The organism is Paenibacillus sp. CF384 (assembly GCF_900106745.1).
Taxonomy (GTDB): Bacteria; Bacillota; Bacilli; order Paenibacillales; family Paenibacillaceae; genus Paenibacillus_Z.
The window spans coordinates 28,577-49,048 of the sequence record NZ_FNNV01000005.1 but is presented as its reverse complement, the minus strand read 5'-3'; the positions used below and the strand labels follow the sequence as shown (position 1 = coordinate 49,048).

Annotated in this window: 11 protein-coding genes; all 11 read left to right on the top strand. The window is 43.7% G+C overall.

Annotated features, from left to right (window positions below; all coding sequences use genetic code 11):
- Positions 1 to 649 precede the first annotated feature (649 nt).
- On the top strand, positions 650 to 2,386 hold the full coding sequence (locus tag BLW29_RS10730) for a fibronectin type III domain-containing protein (RefSeq protein ID WP_143044382.1): 1,737 nt from the start codon (positions 650 to 652) through the stop codon (positions 2,384 to 2,386).
- Positions 2,387 to 2,447: 61 nt separating this feature from the next.
- Positions 2,448 to 3,302 (top strand): hypothetical protein, encoded by an 855-nt coding sequence (locus BLW29_RS10725; protein ID WP_090979246.1) that lies wholly within the window; start codon positions 2,448 to 2,450, stop codon positions 3,300 to 3,302.
- On the top strand, positions 3,299 to 8,257 hold the full coding sequence (locus tag BLW29_RS10720) for an RHS repeat domain-containing protein (RefSeq protein ID WP_090979243.1): 4,959 nt from the start codon (positions 3,299 to 3,301) through the stop codon (positions 8,255 to 8,257). Before BLW29_RS10725 ends, BLW29_RS10720 begins: the two co-directional genes overlap by 4 nt.
- Before the next feature lie 588 nt (positions 8,258 to 8,845).
- Entirely contained in the window at positions 8,846 to 9,607 is a 762-nt protein-coding gene (locus BLW29_RS10710; protein ID WP_143044381.1) for a DeoR/GlpR family DNA-binding transcription regulator, read from the top strand.
- A 116-nt stretch (positions 9,608 to 9,723) separates the two neighbouring features.
- Positions 9,724 to 11,469 (top strand): class I mannose-6-phosphate isomerase, encoded by a 1,746-nt coding sequence (locus BLW29_RS10705; RefSeq protein WP_090979234.1) that lies wholly within the window; start codon positions 9,724 to 9,726, stop codon positions 11,467 to 11,469.
- 29 nt (positions 11,470 to 11,498) lie between these two features.
- Positions 11,499 to 12,431: an ROK family protein gene (locus BLW29_RS10700; protein WP_090979232.1), complete on the top strand. Its 933-nt coding sequence runs from the start codon at positions 11,499 to 11,501 to the stop codon at positions 12,429 to 12,431.
- 161 nt (positions 12,432 to 12,592) lie between these two features.
- Positions 12,593 to 15,052, top strand: a complete 2,460-nt coding sequence (locus BLW29_RS10695; RefSeq protein WP_256208523.1) for a glycoside hydrolase family 38 N-terminal domain-containing protein — start codon at positions 12,593 to 12,595, stop codon at positions 15,050 to 15,052.
- Positions 15,053 to 15,164: 112 nt separating this feature from the next.
- The gene (locus tag BLW29_RS10690; RefSeq protein ID WP_090979229.1) at positions 15,165 to 16,694 is read left to right on the top strand and encodes a response regulator transcription factor; all 1,530 of its coding nucleotides are present in this window, start codon (positions 15,165 to 15,167) and stop codon (positions 16,692 to 16,694) included.
- A gap of 99 nt (positions 16,695 to 16,793) precedes the next feature.
- Positions 16,794 to 18,494, top strand: a complete 1,701-nt coding sequence (locus BLW29_RS10685; protein ID WP_177186576.1) for an extracellular solute-binding protein — start codon at positions 16,794 to 16,796, stop codon at positions 18,492 to 18,494.
- A gap of 99 nt (positions 18,495 to 18,593) precedes the next feature.
- Positions 18,594 to 19,484, top strand: coding sequence for an ABC transporter permease (locus BLW29_RS10680; protein ID WP_090979223.1), 891 nt, complete (start codon positions 18,594 to 18,596; stop codon positions 19,482 to 19,484).
- A gap of 37 nt (positions 19,485 to 19,521) precedes the next feature.
- On the top strand, positions 19,522 to 20,403 hold the full coding sequence (locus BLW29_RS10675) for a carbohydrate ABC transporter permease (protein WP_090979220.1): 882 nt from the start codon (positions 19,522 to 19,524) through the stop codon (positions 20,401 to 20,403).
- Positions 20,404 to 20,472: the final 69 nt, after the last annotated feature.

The window sequence follows — 20,472 nt, the reverse complement described above, 5'->3', positions numbered from 1 at the left end:
AAACCTTTATCCATGGCGACAACGGGTTAGACAGTAAGTTACGCAAGTCCGATATTTGGAGACAGCTAGGTGGCTACGCCAAGCGTATTGAATCGATTGCAGTAGGTTTGACGGCAGCCGGATCGGCTGCTGTTTTTGTGCTATCCAGGGATTTGGGGGAGCCCAACTTTTAGATTTTCATTAAAGAGCTTTATTTTTATTCCAGACATTTTGTATAGCGCTGATTAAACAACTTTATTTTCGTGATTTCAGCCGCGGGACAACTAGCCTTTGTATTTTTAGATAAAAAGGCCAAGTTATATACACACTCTCCTAGGAAATGCAAGGTCAAGAGTGACTTTATTCCTATAGTGGCCAGCCAAAACAGGAAAATTGTACTTAAAAAAATAAAATTGTACCAAAGATAAGGGGGATTTGGATGCTGTTTTTATCAATTGTACCTATATTCTCCTTCCAAAAATATTTATTATTGAAATGCTCAGCAAAGTGCATTAGATAAATAGAACGGAAGGAGGGAGTCTCGAGAATAATATCAACGCATATTTTTGACATCGCTTTCAAAATTGCTGTGCCAATGCAATTAAATGATTTTAATTTTCTACTGAACGTTGCTGCATATTAATCATTTTAGGGGAGATGCTTTTTGTTCTTGAGAATAACGAAGGTGTCTGGTATTTTATTGTTTTGTTTTATTTCTATTTTTGGTTTTAATGGAGCTATTAATTTACAGGCAGCTAGTTTAGAACAAGATTTGTCAATGCTTCAAGAGAAAGAGCAAGCTACTTACAATAATCTAAATTTGCAAGTACCAGACTACAATGATATAGTTCCGGATTCATATAAAAAAGGAGTAACAATACTTAATGAGCTTACAGAAAAACGCACAGAAAAAAGTATTTCTTACAGAAACAGCGACGATTCAATTACCACCATATTCTCTAATTCGCCAATAAATTATCTTCAAGGTGGTAAATGGAGCAGGGTTGATACAACGCTTGTTGATGATCAGATTGATCCCAATAACTCCTTTGCGGTATTGAAAAACAAATTCAAAGTTCATCTTGGGAAAAGAAGTCATGAAGAAGTAACAATTGGTGATGCTGATCTTTCTATAACATATGAAGCTTTAAAAACTAATAAGTCAAAAGGTTATGTGAGTAAAAATACAATTACATATAACAACACGTGGCAAGATACGGATTTAATTTACACAGTGAATTCTGACCATCTCAAAATGTTTTTGTTCCTTAAGGATAAAACAAGCCCTAAGACCTTTTCTTTTCATGTGAAAACTCAAAATGCATCAATCAAGCAAAATGAAGACAACTCCATTGACTTTATCAATCGTGACGGACGTGTAGTATATTCCATCCCACAACTATGGATTCAAGAGTCGGGTAAGGAAGAACATCTTTATGGAAGGGTTATACCCCATGTAGTCCGCACAGATAAGTCTTCAATTATTACGTTTAACATTGACGATAAAAACCTTCACTACCCGCTGATAGTTGACCCAACAACAGTTAGGAGAGAAGGAACCTACGACACGTCCGCAAATTTCTATAGCCTACACAGTATCGACACTCCGAGCATATTACCCGCTTCCATTCAAAATATAGTGTATAAAAGTTATAAGTATCAAACATCTTCACAAAATACATTTGATCCTTCTTGTGCCTGTGTTAGAACCATATTTACCAGCAGTACTACAGGAGCAGACTCAGATGTTTATCTTAATAAAACTCATCAATCAACCTTTTCAAATAACTCAAGGCCAACATCAAACAACTATTATTTAGGTAAAGCTACGACTTTAAACTCTAACGCCCCAGCTATCCTCACTATTTCTGGATCTGAAATTCGATTTAACTTATATACACTAGGCATTTCAACGTTCAATGGTGGAACATTATATTCATCTTTCAATCCGTTTAATAACGCGTACATGGAGATTACATATAACGACACTGATAGTTCATTCGCTCCGCAAAACATAAATGCTAGTGAAATAAAAGAGTCATCATTCTTGATTAATTGGTCTCGTCCAACATCGATTTACGCGAGTTCGGGGTTTTTGGGAAGATATGAAGTTTATCGAGATGGAAATTTGATCAGTTCCATTTTGCCAACCTCAGCAACTAATTATTCTTTACGCTTGGAAGGTTTAATCGCGGGAACTATCTATAAAGTCGAAGTCCGAGCAATCTATAATATTTCAACAGGAATTATAAGTTCGGGCGAAGTTTTAGATATTAAAACACGTGATCCTGTAACCTTTATCTATGATAGTAACGGAAGACTTGATTATATTAAACTCCCAGATGGAAGAATTATAGATTATGTATATGACTCCAACGGTAATCTACTCTTTAAGAAGATATCGTAAATGTAGCAAAAGAGTTCTTTTATTCTAGACTACTTAATGTTTTAAAGGAGCGATAACACATATGAGATTTCAAAGAAAGACACTAGTAATGGCCCTCGCATGTATCATACTCGCGGTTAATGTCGTAGGACTTGCATATGCAAAAAATGTGAAGAACGACAAGGATAAACTACAGCCACAGCAAGAATCAAACACTCCTTCATCAGGTCAAGCGACACCTGGAATAAATATCACTCCTGATTCTCCGGTTGTAAGCGTTATGACGGTTACAGACTCGGATTACTCAAACGGGACGGTAACTGAATCGGTATACGGATCAAACTGGGAGACCGAACTCCAGCATAAGAAGGAAGACAATCGAAAAGGACGGCTTTATAAACAAGATCAGTACAACTATTCTCAAAAAGATATAGAAGACCTTATCCTTGGCGGTGCTACTGTAGAAGATATTTATATGTCAGATTACGTAGGCAATGAATGGCTTATTCAGCCCAAGGCGCTTGTTGAAACCAAGAAAAAACAGAAAGTAACCTGGGATGAGATTGAACTCAGAATACAGAATGACACTAAGAAAAAGCTAAAGATGCTGGAGCAGAAACAGGCAAAAGCACTTAAAATGCTTGAACGCCGAGAAATGAGCGACGCTGAAAAGCTTCAATTGCTGCAAGTTGCGGAAATACAAGGAGATGATTCGCTTGATACAGTTATGCAAAACTACGAGGCAGATGGCTTAGAGGGACTAGGTGGAGGAGCACCCACAAAAGAACAGGACGAAATACGTGCTAATGAAGCCCTGTCCTCCCAATTAAGTGACGAACAAACTCCAGACTTTATTGAAGATGGCAGTCAGGAAGAGAGTACGAATCAACAAGGAAGTGCAGATGAAGCGGTTGTGAAGGAGGAAGGAAACGCATGAATAAACAAATCGGTTCAATTCTATTCTTCTTTGCTCTAATTGCAGGTGTATACAGTATGCCTAGACACGTCTGGGCAGACGTGAACCCAAGTGATGTCAACAGTGTTATGAACGGTCTCGTAACACAGCAGAGCATCAATCAGGTAAAAAAGCCGCAATTCAGTGACGGTAATGGCACAAGCGATATTATTGATCCGGCATCTGGAAGCCTGACTTGGAAGCAAAACAGCATTCATCTGCCGGGCAGGGATGGATTGGACGTCAACGTCGGAGTTATGTATCAATCCAATCAAGCATTTAACTATATGAAAATATATACGGCTCCCGGCTTGAAGAAATTTAATTATCTCAATTCACGTTATGACCTAGGTGTTGGCTGGTCCTTTCAATTTCCGTCCATTCAAGTCGCCGATGGCGGGTACCTCTATTACCATAGGGGAGACGGCGCTGTATATCGCATTGACTTTGAGGCTAGCGATGCAGTAGCCGGAGTCACCCATCTGCTAGGGTATGAAGGCAAAAACTTGCGTTTGAATCAGGATACGCAGGGTTTATTTAATAATGGGCAAGCGCAATCCGCCTATTATTTAGAATATGCAAACAAAAAGAGAGAGTATTTTGCCACAGATGGACGTCTGCTTGGTATTGTGGATCGGTATGGGAATACGATTACCTTTCAACATGTCGATCGGCAAGAATACGATGGACAGACCTACAAGGTAATTTCATCAATTACAGATTCGGTTGGCCGGGTCGTATCGTTCACTTATGATTCCAAGCTTCAAATGACAGGGACCTTTGACGGTGAGAACATTACGGTTACGGTTAAGGACCCGTCTGGAAATCAGATAGAGACAGTGGTTTATACGAAATGGCGTGCATCTTCAACTTATAACGGGAATCCGGATGGCTATTTCCCTTACCTTTGGTCCATCTCAAACCAAAAAGGAACACCAACCTATCTTTATTACAATTGGAACGCTCAAAGCTATTTTAATTATTCCACCAAATCACGAGACAGCTATTCAGGATTCACTCCTTTTTACCTTCTCGATAAGGTCCAGTACAGTAATTCCGTTGCCAATTATCAACACGAGATGGTGACACGGAATTTTGGCCCGGGCGGATTCACAGAGGAATACCGAGTTATTAAACGATATGACCAGCTAATGAAAGGAAGTTTCTCAGCTACAGGTGATTACAACCACACAAATATAACATATACGGGGGATTATACTGGTTACCCAGCCTACTATGACACTAATAACTTGCCGGCAGGATACACGTATTCCAACTTTTCTAAAGTTCAAAGTACAACACCTACCAATGGCCTCGAAACCATTACGAATTTTAACGGCTTAGGACAGATTGTTTCCACCGAAACTAAGGCGGCCAATGGCGAGCGCCAAGTAGATTCGGTTTTGACCTATCATTCAACGTTTACCTCGCTACCAACGTTGACGCAGCATTCAGAATATGGTGCGGGCGACACCGATAGTACAGCGAACAAGCTCCTTGTCGAGAAAACGTATTCGGATTGGGGCGGGTTGTCGTCTGAAACGAAGCCGTTGACGCAAGCACAACGAAACGACGCCAACGTTAAAAAACTGTATACAACCACCTATGTCTACGAGCCAACCTACAATTTTGTGAAGACAAAAACATGGTACCAGAATCCAACGACCATGCTCACGGAGACTTCCGATTACTATAGTAGTGGTCGGTTGAAGAGTTTCACGAATGCCAAGAATGAAGTCACTAATTACTGTTACGACGGAGTGGACGGCATCTCCAATTGTACAAATGCAGCTACGGCTGTTAACGGGAACATCAGTAAAGTTCGGGTTATAAAAAATTTGGGGAACGGAAAGACGTCTACAAATGAGGTTTTGTACGGCTCAGTTTCGAACTTTGCTTACCCAATTCAATCAGATAGTTATTTTACGACGAAGGGCAGTACGGGTACCAGCACCGTTACGCAAGACGCTAGGAAAACGTTCGTTTACGATGTCGGTACAGGTTTGCTCAAGGAAGAGTCAGATGGTCTAGGGAATAAGACAAGCTATACCTATGACTCGCTTAAACGTGTTACAAGGATATCTTATCCTACCTTTACGAACCTGAATAACGAAAAATATGATGTTTTCGACGAGTTAAGCTATTCCGAATCTACTTACGTCCCTGGAAGTGATCCGGAAAACGCTAATCTTTATAGCACTTCCGTTAGCTCCGATCGTAAATATGTAAGAAAGTCAGATGGCGCTCAGACCTTCCTGTCGAATGAGCAATTCTATTACGATGGGTTTGGCTTTTTGCGCTACGATGTTAAACAAAACAACGGTCAGGCCATTGTCACGCAGTATCGTCCCGATGATATGACAAGGGAAATTTATAGGGTTGATCCAATGAGTAACATGACTACGGTTACTTATGGTCCTTGGGGAGAACTAAAAGAATCGGCAGATACGTATGGAAATCTCTATGTGACCGAGAATAATTTAAAATTGAGGAGGAACATCTCCTATTTCGTTGCGGCGGATCAAGTATCCACTTACCGCACAAACCCTGCAGATGCTTCTGCAAAGTCGAGTTATGTGGAACAAGACTACGATCAGTGGAGACACTTGCTTACAACACGAACTTACAAGGACTGGCCAAATACGTCTCAGCCGATATCCGAGCTCTATGCGTACGATATCGAAGGCAATGTTGTCGCCTATACGGATCCCAAACGAAATTTGAATAATGAAGGGGTGACAACAAAGTACAGCTACGATGCTCTGGACCAACCAGTTGCCGTGAAGGATGCGCTAGGTCAAATCACAACATATAAATACGATGGGAATGGGCAAGTTGTTAGCATTGCGATGCAAGCTAACGAATCAAGTGCACCGAGTACCTTAAAAACAAAAGACTTTAACGAGATTGGCGGACTAGCGACGAAAACGGATGCCACAGCCAACTTGGAGACCTATGCATACAACAGTCTAGGGTTGCTGGAGTGGAACACCGATCGAAATGGTAGTAAGTTTGCCTATCATTATGATGAGCATTATCGTAATGACAGCGTGACATTAACGAATGGAAGCAGTTCGCAGCAAAAGAAAACTATTTTCGGGAATAGCGGAATTCTTTCGGATAGAACGCTATCTTTCAAAAATGGTGTGCAAACCGAGCAAATGGATACAGTGATTGATCAGCAAAAGCGAGTAACGAGCATCAATAAACAAGGCACTGGTGGATATTCTTCAGGATTGGCGCTGAGTTACGATGCTAATGATCGCGTATCATCACTAACCTCAAGCGGGCCGTCCAACATCTTTGTTACTAATTACAAATACTCGGGATTACGGCTCGACAAGGTTCAGGTGGATGGCTTGGCAACGGTAGACAATACGCAAGGAAAGAATGTACAGTATGCCTATTACGCCAACGGGCAAGTAAAAAGTATCACATATCCGACATTGGCGGACGCTACCGTATTGGCAACGAATTATGTGTATGACAAGTTGAATCGTCAGGACACCGTAACAAACCAAAAGGGAAGTGCAATCCTTTCCCAGTTCCGCTACAGTTATGACGATAATGGAAACATCATATCGATCACACAGACAATCACGGGGCAGGGAACAAGAAACAATAACTATAAGTATGATAAACTCAACCGCCTATCTATCGTTACCCGTTGGGATGGCAGCACCGCATCATATAATTATGATTTAAAAGGCAATCGCTTAACTTTGAGTGATACTGCAGGCTTGCCCTTAGGAATTGAATCAGAAGCTACTTACAAATATGATTTGTTTAACACGCTAACCATTGTTACTAAAGGCGGGGTTGCTACCTCGTTTGATTACTCTCCCGACGGTCTGCGATATAAAAAGGCTTCAGGTTCGAACGTAACGCAATATCGTTACAATCCAAGCGGTCAGGTTGTTGCCGAAATGAACGGCAGCAATCAGACAACTGCTACGTATGTTCGAGGAGATCGTCTCCTCGTCAAGAAGGATTTGGCTGCGGCTAAGGATTACTATTATTTGTATAATGGTCATGGAGATGTTATTCAAATTGTTGATACTAGCGGTCAAGTCATTAATTCATACAGTTATGATGAATGGGGGACTGTCACGCAACAGACAGGAGGATTAGCAAACTCATTCAAATATGCTGGGGAAATACAGGATTCTGAAACTGGTCTATACTATTTAAGAGCACGGTATTATGATTCGACGGTTGGACGGTTCATTAATGAGGATACGTATGAGGGGCAGATTAATAATCCTTTGAGTTTGAACTTGTATACGTATGTAATGAATAATCCATTAATTTATGTAGACCCAACAGGTAATTATTGTGTATCTGCTGATGGTAAGTATGCACACGCTGGAGTATGCGATAATGGGGCTAAGGGGAGTATCTACATGGGGGATGATCAATATATACCAGCTGGTACTGAAATTATTGAGAATGGAAAAGTAAAAGGTTATATGGGGGTTATGGGGCCACCTGATCCTAAAGGATATGGAAGTGGTAATTTTTGGGATATTCACCCTATCTTTTCAGTAATAGAATCGGCATCTGACAACTTTAGCTACAATTCGATTACTAGAACATATTTTAAAGATCCTTTTGTTGCTTACCAATTAATTGATGATATACCTAAAAGCACTGATCAATCTCTTGTGCAAGGTGGTGTGCTGACTGGAGCAGCAAAACTTGCCGAGAAGCTTTCCAAATTGGCTAATATTGGTTTGACGGAAGCAACAGCAACAGTCTCAATTCTGTTATTTGCAGTTGACTATTTTACAAATAAGCATGTTGATCATATGAAAGATCAAATCAAAAAGATTGATCGTGGAGGACCAGTTTGTATTGTGACTACGACTTCTGCATATTATCCTACTGGTACATGGGTTAATCATGTATACGTAGAGGATCCCACTAAAAACAAATAATAAGTAAAGGTTAATCAATTAAAGGAAGGATGTAAATATGACAAAAACCCAAAAGAGTCTAATTTATCACAATTTTTTTATTATTATTGCTCTACTTGGTGTACTACAAAGTTTGTATGGAGATATAAGAAGTATGTTGGACAATATGTACTTTTCAAAAAATTTAGTTAAAGAAGTCACCTACTCCTATTACAATATAACTATTTACACAGAAAATAAGACTTTTCACTTACATGTACTGTACCCTTTTATTATTGTTTGTTATGGTCTCTTGTATAATCTTATACATCTTCTCAAAAAAAATTCAAAAGCAAGTGAACCAAGGAAACCATAAGTAAATTCGGGCAATTTATTGGCATTGTTTTTCACTAGGTTATTAAATTTCTATTACCACATGGGAGCATCACTACTCCATGTGGTTTTTTTCTTTCACAATTGACATATATGGCAAAGCGAGAAGTGATTGGATTGTTATGGGTACACGAGAAACATGCAATAAAAAGTTACGATTAGTTGTCTAAACGAACAGGATATGTTACTTTATGTGATATATTAACGAAATCATATTAACTGAGGTGTCTATACTTGTTGCCTATACAACGAAAGTCGGCTCTGCTACAGTATTTATCGCTTCAAAGCAGCGTTACAACGAAAGAACTAAGTGAAAAGTTTGCAGTTTCCAAAATGACGATTCACCGCGATTTATTGGAACTCGAACAGCAAGGTCTTGTTAAACGATCCCACGGTGGAGCCGTATCTGTAAATGTGTTGCTTGAGGAACCGGCGCTTCAGGAAAAGATAGAGCGGAATCAAGATATTAAAGAACGATTAGCTCGGTATGCTGCTGAGCAATTCATCGGCGAAGGCGATGTTATCATTCTCGAAGGTGGAACGACAGCGGCCAAAATGGTTCCTTACCTTGTGAAACCCGATCTAACGGTCGTGACAAACGGGCTTGATGTGCTTACGCAATTGAAAACGGCAGCAAATCGGCTTACAGTCCTTTGCAGTGGAGGGATCTTAAGAGAAGCATCGGGAACGTTTGTTGGCCCGGTTGCGGAATCCTTCTTTACCCAATTTCATGCCAAAACGGTTTTTTTATCGGCATTAAGTTTCTCTGAAGAGATTGGGTTTACGGATCCGAACCTCATGGATACGCAAGTCAAGAAGTCGATGATCCAATCTGGGGCAAAAATAGTCATGATGCTGGATTCATCGAAATACGGCACCAGATCTTTTGCGACAGTAGCCAGGTTGGATGAAATATCCGTCTTGGTGACGGACGACGGCATTCCTGAGCAGATTCGTGAAGCTTGTGATAAAGCCGGTGTGGAACTGCACATCGTATAGCGGTATAAGAAATCTCCTGCGCTTGTGTGCCAGGGATTTTTTTCTATGTACTTATGTTATTTTATGATATTATATGTTTCATAATGATGAATTTAGTGAGAGGAGTTTGTGTTTTTATGCAAAGTAAATACAACAAAGAACCTATTATCGCTGTAAAAGGGCAAGATCATAATGTGTGTAGCGGTTATCAGGGGATTGCGAAGCAACTGATGTCCCAGCTGAATGGAACAAAAAAATCAGTAATCGTGATCGAATGCTATCCGACCGTTCGCGAAGAAGAAATTATTCAAGGGTTACTCCCGTTTATTAATCCGGTTTCTGTTATCCGCGTCGCTTCGGCCGCACTGCCAGTCAGTAAAGTTAATAGTATGGTTGAACGCTTTATGACAAATGATCGCGTGTTTGGCTATATGACACCTTACAACATCCAAGAATGCTATGACAGCGAGGGATTATCCGCATTACGAATGCAAGTTGACTCGATTACGGAAGGCACTGTGATTGTAATTGGTTTCGGTGCTGCTCTGGTAACTGAAGGAGATTTGTTGGTTTATGCAGACTTGACCCGGTGGGAGATCCAACTTCGTTACCGTTCCAAAGAGTATGGAAACTGGCAAGCTGACAATCAGGAAGAAGATATTCTTAGAAAGTATAAGCGAGGTTACTTCTTCGAATGGCGGATGGCCGATCGACATAAACGTTCCTTATTTGACCGCATCGATTATTATTTGGACACCAATACAAAGGACGATCCCAAAATGGTAGCCTGGGAATCGCTGCTCGAGGGTATGGCGCAGACGGCTAATCAACCATTCCGTCTAGTTCCTTACTTTGATCCGGGCGTATGGGGCGGACAGTGGCTGGAAAAACATATCGATTTACCTCCCAGAGAAAATCCATATGCATGGGGATTCGACGGCGTGCCGGAAGAAAACAGTCTTTATATGCAATTTGGCAAGATCAGGGTCGAAGTACCGGCTATTAATCTCGTATTCTTACAGCCACAAGCGTTACTTGGCGAGAAAGTATATGCACGGTTTGGCGCAGAATTCCCGATTCGTTTTGACTTCCTTGATACCGTTGGCGGTCAGAATTTAAGCTTGCAAGTGCATCCGACTACCGATTATATCCGGGAAAACTTCGGAATGACCTATACGCAGGATGAAAGTTACTACATTCTTGATGCCAAGCCAGGTGCGCATGTTTATATGGGAGTTAAGGAAGGCGTCGATCGCGGTAAGATGCTTGAGGATTTAGAAAAGGCGCAGCAGGGGGATATCGCTTTCCCGGCAGAAGAGTATATTAATATTTTCCCGGCCGAGAAGCATGACCATTTCCTAATTCCTGCCGGGACCATACATTGTTCGGGAAGTGATTGTATGGTACTTGAAATTAGTGCAACCCCTTATATATTCACATTCAAATTGTGGGATTGGGATCGGCTTGGACTTGATGGTAAACCGCGTCCTGTTCATCTTGAACATGGTTCTAAGGTTATTCAGTGGGACCGGACGACTTCATGGGTAGAGAAGGAGCTAGTTGGCCGAGTTGAGGAGATTGCTGTCGGCGATGGATGGAGAGAAGAGCGGACGGGGCTGCATGAATACGAGTTTATTGAAACGCGGCGCCACTGGTTTTCCGAACCCGTATTGCATCAAGCGAACGGAAGTGTTCACGTATTGAATTTGGTCGAAGGCAATGAAGCCGTCGTGGAGAGTCCGGATCATGCTTTTGATCCATTCGTAATCCGCTATGCGGAAACGTTCATTATCCCGGCTTCAATAGAACGTTACGTGATTCGCCCTACAGAATCTAGCTCCGGAGAAACATTAGCAACAATCAAAGCGTATGTGAAATCTTAACATTGGTTAAGTTTGGGGGAGGACAAAGCATGACTGAAGGGATCTATCTTGGCTTCGATGTCGGTGGTACTTCTGTAAAGGCAGGAGTAATCGATGCCGCAGGCCATATTTTAGAACACACGCTCCATCACTATGAATCCAAAGCAAATGCATCATCCTCCGAAATCTTAGCGCATTTCGTCGATATGGCTGTCGATCTCATAAGCCGAGTTTCCCATGAGCAAAGGGAAAGGATTCGAGGGATTGGGTATGCCTTTCCAGGTCCGTTTGATTATGAACAGGGGATCAGTTATATTCGCGGACTGGATAAATTCGAGTCTTTATACGGGATGAATTTCGGAGATCGGTTAACAGATCTAATGCGCTCCGATTCGAGGCTGGGAGACAAACTGGATGCCGATATACGTCTACGCTTCGCCAACGATGCTTCCCTGTTTGCAATTGGTGAATCCAATTACGGTAAAGCTGCCGGCGTGGAAAAGGCGTTATGCTTAACCATCGGTACTGGAATCGGATCGGGATTTATCGAGAATGGTGCAATTGTGACCGAGGGGGCAGGTATTCCAGCGAATGGCTGGATGTATCAGATTCCATATCGTTCAGGTATCGCTGACGATTACATCTCACGGCGTGGACTTCTAAGGCTTGCATCAGACATGGGAATGGACACCAATGCTAGAGATGTTAAAGAAATCGCAGATTTAGCAATAGCAGGAGATGAAAACGCCGTAAATTTGTTCGAAGCATTTGGTAGACAAATTGCGGAAGTAATCATGGCCGTGTTGCAAACCTATAATACCGATATGGTCGTTCTTGGCGGGCAAATATCGAAGAGCGGTGCTCTATTTATTCCAAGCTGTCAGCAAGAACTAAAGCAGCATGGAATTCACGTCCCAATCGTCTTAAGTGACAATACATTACACAGTACAATGCTGGGCATTTATCGTATTTGCTGTAGATAACCTCACAAGGGTCTGAGCAATCCTTCTGCGCAAACAACCCGAAAAAGTGGCATGTTTCGAAAAAATCCTTTATAGGAACGACATTTTATTGTTGATAAAATGTAATTAGAACTGCTATTGAATGAAATCTATTAAACAACGTAAAGGGGAACTATGCCTGCATGAAGCTGAAGTCGCTGCAACGTAAATGGAAATTGTATGTCATCCATCATTCACATACAGATATTGGATACACCGAACGTCAAGAGAAAATCGAGCAATATCAAGTTGATTTTATCCGTCAGGCGATTCAAATCTGCAACAGCTCCCATACCGAGGATCGGAAGGAATGGAAGGGGTTCAAGTGGACCTGCGAAACATTCTGGGCCGTGGAGAAGTTTCTGGAGCAGGCAACCGAGGAAGAGCAGGAGCAATTCGTCGCCGCGTTACAGAGGGGCGATATTGAATTATCCGGTACATACCTCAATATGACTGAACTGGTTAATTATGATTTGGTGCGCAAGGTTCTTTCCCGCGCCGGTGCCTATGCCGCACAGCATGGCCTTCAAGTGCGTTCGGCGATGACCGCCGACATTAACGGATACAGCTGGGGTTATGCGCAAGCAATGGCCGATGCGGGCATCGAGCATTTGCTCTCTTGCGTACATACGCATCATGGCATGTTTGCCATCGGACGCAAGCAAATCCCGTTTTATTGGGAGACGCCGAAAGGGCAGCGCATACTGGTGTGGAACGGCGAACACTATATGATGGGCAACGATCTCGGCCTTAATCCGGATGGAGCGCTGTCTTATACGATCAAGGACGAGACATCCATTTGGGGCGTCCCGGATGATTATATGAAGCTAGCAGAGACGCGAATTTCGAGATACCTCAACCAGTTGGATTCCGAAGGCTACCCTTATGAATTTATATTGCTTAACGTTATGGGATTGCTTCGCGATAACGCCGCGCCAAACGGAAGAGTGGCGAGCTTTATTCAAGAATGGAATGCGAAGCACGGCGAGCAGGTCGAGATCGAGATGACGACATTGAACCGCTACTTCGATCTCTTGAAACAACAGGACGTTGAGATTCCCGTTCATCGCGGGGACTGGCCGGATTGGTGGTCTGACGGCGTCGCTTCCACGGCGATTCATACTCAAATCTTCCGAAACGCGCAGCGGACGCTAGGTGTGGTCAACCGTCTCGACCCTCAGCATGCCGTAGTCGACGAGCGGACAATTAATGAAGCAGAGCAGCAGCTGATGATGTATGCCGAGCATACTTGGGGCTATCATTCCTCCGTGCGTGAGCCGTGGAATATCATGGTGCAGGAGCTTGGACTGCGTAAAGAAGCCTATTCCGCCAATGCAAGCCGAGCGGTGCATACCGCGCTAGATCAAGTAATGGTATCTCGCGGGGACGCGCTGCTATCGCCAAACAGACCTTTTACCTATAAAGTAATCAATTCCTTCGATTACACGGTAGAAACATTAGCGCATTTCTATATGGAGGACCAATGGGAGCCGTCTTACTTTAAAAACGGCCTCGAGATCGTTGATAACACAACCGGAGAAGTGATCCCGCATCAACGGGATAATGTAAGCCGCGGCAATCAAATTACCGTTTCCGTTCTACTGCAGCCGTTCGAGGAACGGGTATACTCCATTCGTCCGGTTGAACAATCCGATTCACGAACGACGAGCAGCACTCGGTTAGAAGGGCGAGACGGCATTCATGATATCGCAAACCTCATTCAACTCGGAGACGACGAGGATTTCGCGAAGCTGCGCATCAGCGAGAATGCCATCGAATCCCGGTTTGTTCGCATCGCATGGAAAGCCGGAGAAGGCATTACAAGTTGGATCGATAAAGAGACCGGCCAAGAGTTGATGGATACAGACAAAATCCACAATGCGTTCACTCCTGTTTATGAGGTGACCCCTGCAGGCACAATGGAGCAGATGGCGGATGTCCGCCGTATTATGGGTCGCAATCGCAAAGGAATCAACGTACAGCGTTCAATTGGCGAGTTGATCGGTGTTCGGGAAATTACGAACGGTGCCATCTACGGCGTCGTCGAGTTGACCTATCAAATCAAAGGCATAAGCTATTTCTCGCTGTTTCTCAAAGTTTATTGCGGACAGCCAAGAGTTGAAGTCTCTGTCCGTATGCACAAAGACAGCGTATGGGACCCGGAAAACGTCTACATCTCGCTGCCATTCTCCAATGGTGCGGATAGCGAGCTCTGGTTCGAGAAGGCAGGCTCACTCATTCGACCAGGCGTCGACCAACTGCCGGGTACCGGTCTTGATTTCTATTGCATTCAGGAAGGACTTGCTGTCATCACGCAAGGCCGCGGCTTGTTGATTGCAACGCCGGATACGCCGCTGATGCAAACGGGCGACCTTGCTTATGGCCAGCGACTCGTTCAAGGTCAGCAGCAAGAAGGCGACAAGCATCCTTTGTACGCTTGGGTATTAACTAACTATTGGGAGACGAATTTTAAAGCCACATTGGGCGGATTCTATGAATTCCGTTATACGGTGGAGTGGGGAAGCCATATCGATTCTGCCGAGAAGGCCATTCAAATTTGTCACAGCTTGAACATTGAGACCCCTACATTCAGATCGAAGTAATAGGGAATAAATGCCTATTTATTGAGGTGGCAATACACACAGGGGGGTGTTATCTTTGGATAAGCCCCTTTTTGTGCTAGCCATCTAAGTCTATTTGAAGTGAGGAACCCCTATGTATCGCATCTTAATTGTCGACGACGAACGTATCGAGCGGGAAGGCATACAACAATTAATTCGCAGAAATAACTTGAACCTCGAAACCGTATTGGCCGAGAACGGCGAAGCGGCGCTTGCTATTATCCAGCAGCAACCGATCGACATCATCATTACCGACATCAAAATGCCCTTTATGGACGGACTTGAGCTCTCCGAGCATGTGAGTAAGCTGAAGCCGGACATCCATATCATTATATACAGCGCTTACAATGATTTTGAGTTTGCGCGCAGAGCACTCGGGACGAATGTATCCAGTTATTTGCTGAAACCGATTCAAATTCCGGAATTTCTTACGATCATGGGTCAAAGCATTGCAGCCTGCGATTCCAAAGAAGCCGAACGGATCAAGAAAGTCGAGCTGCTGGAGGGCTATCAGCGCGGTCTTGCCTATGAGCGGGAAAAAGTACTCATGGACGCGCTTAACGGGATTTATCATGAAGCGGAACAGTCGGCCGCTAACCCTTGGATTCATTTATTTCTGGTTGATTGCAATGATAGATTCTTCGATAGCAACAACGGTCCCTTTACTTCGCTGCTTAACGAGCAGATCCCGTATGAATATGATTATCTGGGCTTGAACGAGCACCAGAGTGTTCTCTTTATCCGAAGCAATCATGAAATCGATAAGCAAGAGCTGCTCCTGCTTGCTGAGCGAATCGTTCTCCAGACGACGGAATTATTCGCATCCCGATTGGGGTTGGTTATCGGACGTGCCGTCGATCGGCTCGATGGCTTGTTTGATGTGTTTAACGAGGTAGAGCAGGCGCTGGATTACAAGTTTTTTATGGATGGTAATCCCATTCTATTCGCAGGCGAAGAACTGCTTGCCGCTTCGAAGATGGAAGAATTCGAGGTGGAATCGATATTGAGCCGGGTTTACGAGCATATCGATAACGGCGATGCGCAGGGAGCCGCTTACAGCATTGAACTGCTGTTCTCGTCTCTGAAATCCAAAGGGAAGCTGTCTGTCATCTATACCAAAGTTATCTGCTCGGAATTAATGAAGCGGGCCTATAGCAAAGCCGATAAGCAGCAAGTAGAGGAGATCAGCGTTTATTTGAATCAGATATTCAAAGTCAACTCCTTGGCAGACCTGTTTAATCTGATCCTCACCCTTGTGGAACGGTTAGTGCCAAGCCAAGGGGACGGATCGAATGCCGAGCCCTCAAGCAAGTTCATTACGACCATTAAGAAGTTGATCGAGAAAGATTACAGCCAAGATTTGTCGCTAGAGAGCATTGCAGAGCATGTCCATCTGACGCCTAGCTACCTCAGCTTCCTATTTAAGAAGGAGACTGGACGCAGTCTTGTCCGTTATATCACGCATGTTCGAATGGAGAAGGCCGTAGAGCTGCTGACGAACACGAATATGAAAATCATCGATATCAGCGAATCGCTAGGCTTCAGCAATTCCTCCTATTTTATACAGATTTTCCGCAATCATCACGGCGTCAGTCCTGCAAAATACAGGGAATCCTCATCGTAAAAATTTGATGCGAATTCGAAAGAATTTCGCATAGAGGTTGAAAGCGGTTGCTCGCTATAATGAACCTGTAAAGAAATTATACGAAATTGGGGGATGACAATGAAAAAGAAAGCACTGAGTTTGGTACTGTGCGCATCGGTCGCTTTAAGTTTGACGGCTTGCGGTTCGAACAATGCAAACGAGGCATCGAATGAAGGCAAGAATGCTAATTCAACAAATTCGGCGGGCGACACAACGAACCAGGCTGCGGGCAACACAAAGGATGAGGCTGCGGTCGAAGACGGTCCGTTCACGAAGTATGACAACACGGTTACCGTTTCGCTGGGTAGACAAGGAGTCTCGGGCAATAACTTGCCGGATGGCGATAGCCTCGAGAGCAATCAGTACTTGAAATATGTTGAGGATAAATTAAATGTTAAAGTGAAATACGAGTTTTCCGTTGAGGATACCGACGGTTACAACCAAAAAGTGAATCTGGCGATTGCAAGCAACAGCATTCCCGATATTATGGTTGTCAACGAGCAGCAGTTCAAACGGATGGCGAAATCAGGCTCAATAGCTGATTTGACCGATATTTACGAGAAGTATGCCTCGCCACTAATTAAAGAGTACTATGGTTCGTACTCCGAAGATCGCGTTCTCAATACAGGCCGCGTCGACGGCAAGCTGCTTGGACTGCCGAATACGAACATCGACGGCAGCTATCAACTGATGTGGGTGCGCAAGGACTGGCTTGATAAATTGAACCTGAAGGTTCCATCGAGCATGGATGATGTAAAGGCTATTGCCAAGGCGTTCAGAGAGCAAGATCCGGACGGAAATGGCAAGCCGGATACAGTTGGATTACTAGGTGATAAACTGATCGTAGGTGACGGCTCGTTCTTCACATTCGACCCGATCTTCAACCTCAATCACTCCTATCCGAAGAGCTGGTTCAAGGATGATAGCGGCAACATCGTGTATGGCTCCACAACACCTGAAACGAAGCAAGCCCTGCAACAGCTTAGCGACATGTATAAAGAAGGACTAATTGATAAAGAGTTCCTCACTCGCAAATGGGAAGACAATGCCGGTCTCGTATCCGGCAGCAGAGCAGGCATTCTATTCGCCCCATGGTTTGCGGGCTGGATGCTTTCCGATAATGTGAAATCGGATCCGAACGCAGAGTGGCTTCCGATTGCTGGTCCGCTCGATGGCGAAGGCAAGCGTAATGTCGTGCCATCCGCTCCATCCGGTACTTTCCTCGTGGTCAGCAAAGACGCGAAGAACCCAGAAGCTGCTCTCAAAATGCTGAATGTGGAGTATCAGGGCATTCGCTTGATCGATCCGCCAACGCAAGAAATTTACAAAGATAAAGGCGTAACTTGGCTGAACTATCCGCTAAACTTGCAGCTGGACTTCCAAGATGCGCTTGCTCGCGACATTCCGATTTATGACAAAGTAGTTCAAGATAACGATATGAAAGATCTGCCTGCTCGTCTAATCCCCCGCGTGAATTCGGTGTTAAAGGATCATAAAGAGCCGAAGAAGGATATCGCAGCCTTCGCCGATACACTCGCCTTCTACAAAGCAGGTGCTGTTACAGGCGCGAAAGAAATCACGAAGGTGAACCCGGTTTTCTATGGCTCAACGGAAACTATGGTGAAGAAAGGCGCTAACCTCGAAAAGCTGGAGAATGAAACATTCCTGCGCATCATTACGGGAGCTTCTCCAATCGGCGAGTTCGATAAGTTTGTACAAACCTGGAAGAGCACCGGCGGTGACGAAATAGCCAAAGAAGTTCAGGAATCCATCAAATAATCCGCAGCACTTGCTTAAGCATTCATAGAGATGGAAGGGTATCCTTGCATAGCGCAAGTGATACCCTTCTTAATAAAAACGTGTATAGGTGGAGATCGAATGTTTAATCGAGCTTTTGCTTTGAATTATCACCTCATGCTGCTCCCGGGAATTATTTTTCTAATCCTGTTCAGCATCGTTCCGATGTTTGGTATTGTGATCGCCTTTCAAGATTATCAACCTACACTAGGTATGTTTCATTCCGATTGGGTCGGCTGGGAGAACTTTACGTACATGTTCAGCCTGCCGGACAGTAAGCTCATACTCGTCAATACGCTTGTGATCGCAATTATGAAAATTATCGCCGGATTGATTGTACCTTTCGTATTTGCGCTGCTTCTTCATGAAGTGTTCAGCGTCAAGTTTAAGAGAACCATTCAAACGATCGTCTATTTGCCTCATTTTATGTCATGGGTTATCCTCTCCGGCGTTATGATAAACATTCTGAGTTTAGACGGCATTATCAACCATATCGTTCAGTTTTTTGGTTTCGAACCGATTATGTTCTTGCAGAGCAATGTCTGGTTCCGTCCAATCGTCGTAGCAAGCGATGTATGGAAGGAATTCGGGTTTAGTACCATTATTTATATTGCCGCATTAACATCTATTAATGGCAATTTGTACGAAGCTGCTGCAATTGACGGTGCCAATCGTTACCAGCGTCTGAAGTACATTACGATACCTAGCTTATTACCGACTGTCATTCTGCTAGCGACACTTAGTCTCGGAAACGTCCTAAATGCCGGCTTCGAGCAAATTTTAAATCTATATAATCCGATCGTCTACCAATCGGGAGATATCATTGATACGTATGTATACCGGGCAGGTCTGCTGGAAACGCAATATGGTCTTGCGACTGCGGTAGGGATGCTGAAGTCTGTCGTCAGCTTAATCTTAATTTCGGTGTCTTACGCGCTTGCTTCGCGTTTTGCAAATTATCGTATTTTCTAAATCAAAGCTGAACGCTTCTTGACTGGAGAGATGGATCATGATTCGAGGCAACAGCCGCATCGTCGATGCTGTTATTTATGCCATACTAACCCTAGTCGCTTTCTTCTCGATGGCGCCTATTCTCAATACGCTTGCCATATCCTTCAGCGGCAAAATCCCCGCGATGACCGGACAGGTTTATTTCTGGCCGGTGGACATGAATGTGAGTGCCTATAAACAGGTGCTGAGCGATAACGACTTTTTCCGTTCCTTCTGGGTCTCGGTAAAACGCGTGCTGCTAGGCGGTGCAATCAATTTCATCATCACCGTCTTAATGGCTTTTCCGCTCGCTAAGACTTCAAAGCTGTTTCCGGGCCGCAATATCTATATGTGGTTTATTATTTTCTGCATGCTGTTTAGCGGAGGCTTGATCCCATGGTATATGACGATCAGCTCGTTAGGTCTGTTGGATAAAATTTGGGCGCTCGTTCTTCCTACTGCTGTACCGGTATTTAATGTCATCTTGCTTATGAATTTCTTCAAAGGCATTCCGAAAGAGCTCGAGGAAGCAGCGCATATGGACGGTGCAGGTCCTTGGCGAACACTGTTTATGATTTTCATTCCGGTCTCGCTGCCTGCCCTTGCTGCCGTAACGCTGTTCTCGTTCGTCGGACATTGGAACGCATTCTTTGACGGAATGATTCTCATGCAGCATAAGGAAAATTGGCCGCTTCAAACGTACATTCAGCAACTCATAGTCAACCTTAGCTCGATTATGAATACGACTGACCCTGAAGAAGTGAAGCGCCTATCTAACATTTCAAGCCAATTGCTCAATGCGGCTAAAGTTATGGTATCGATGGTTCCGATCATGCTGATATATCCGTTCTTGCAGCGATATTTCGTAAGCGGAATCGTGCTTGGCGCGGTGAAAGAGTAGAGGACACGGATTGACTACGCTCTTATCTATGCTTTCATTTCATCGTATAATGAAACGATAGAGACAGAG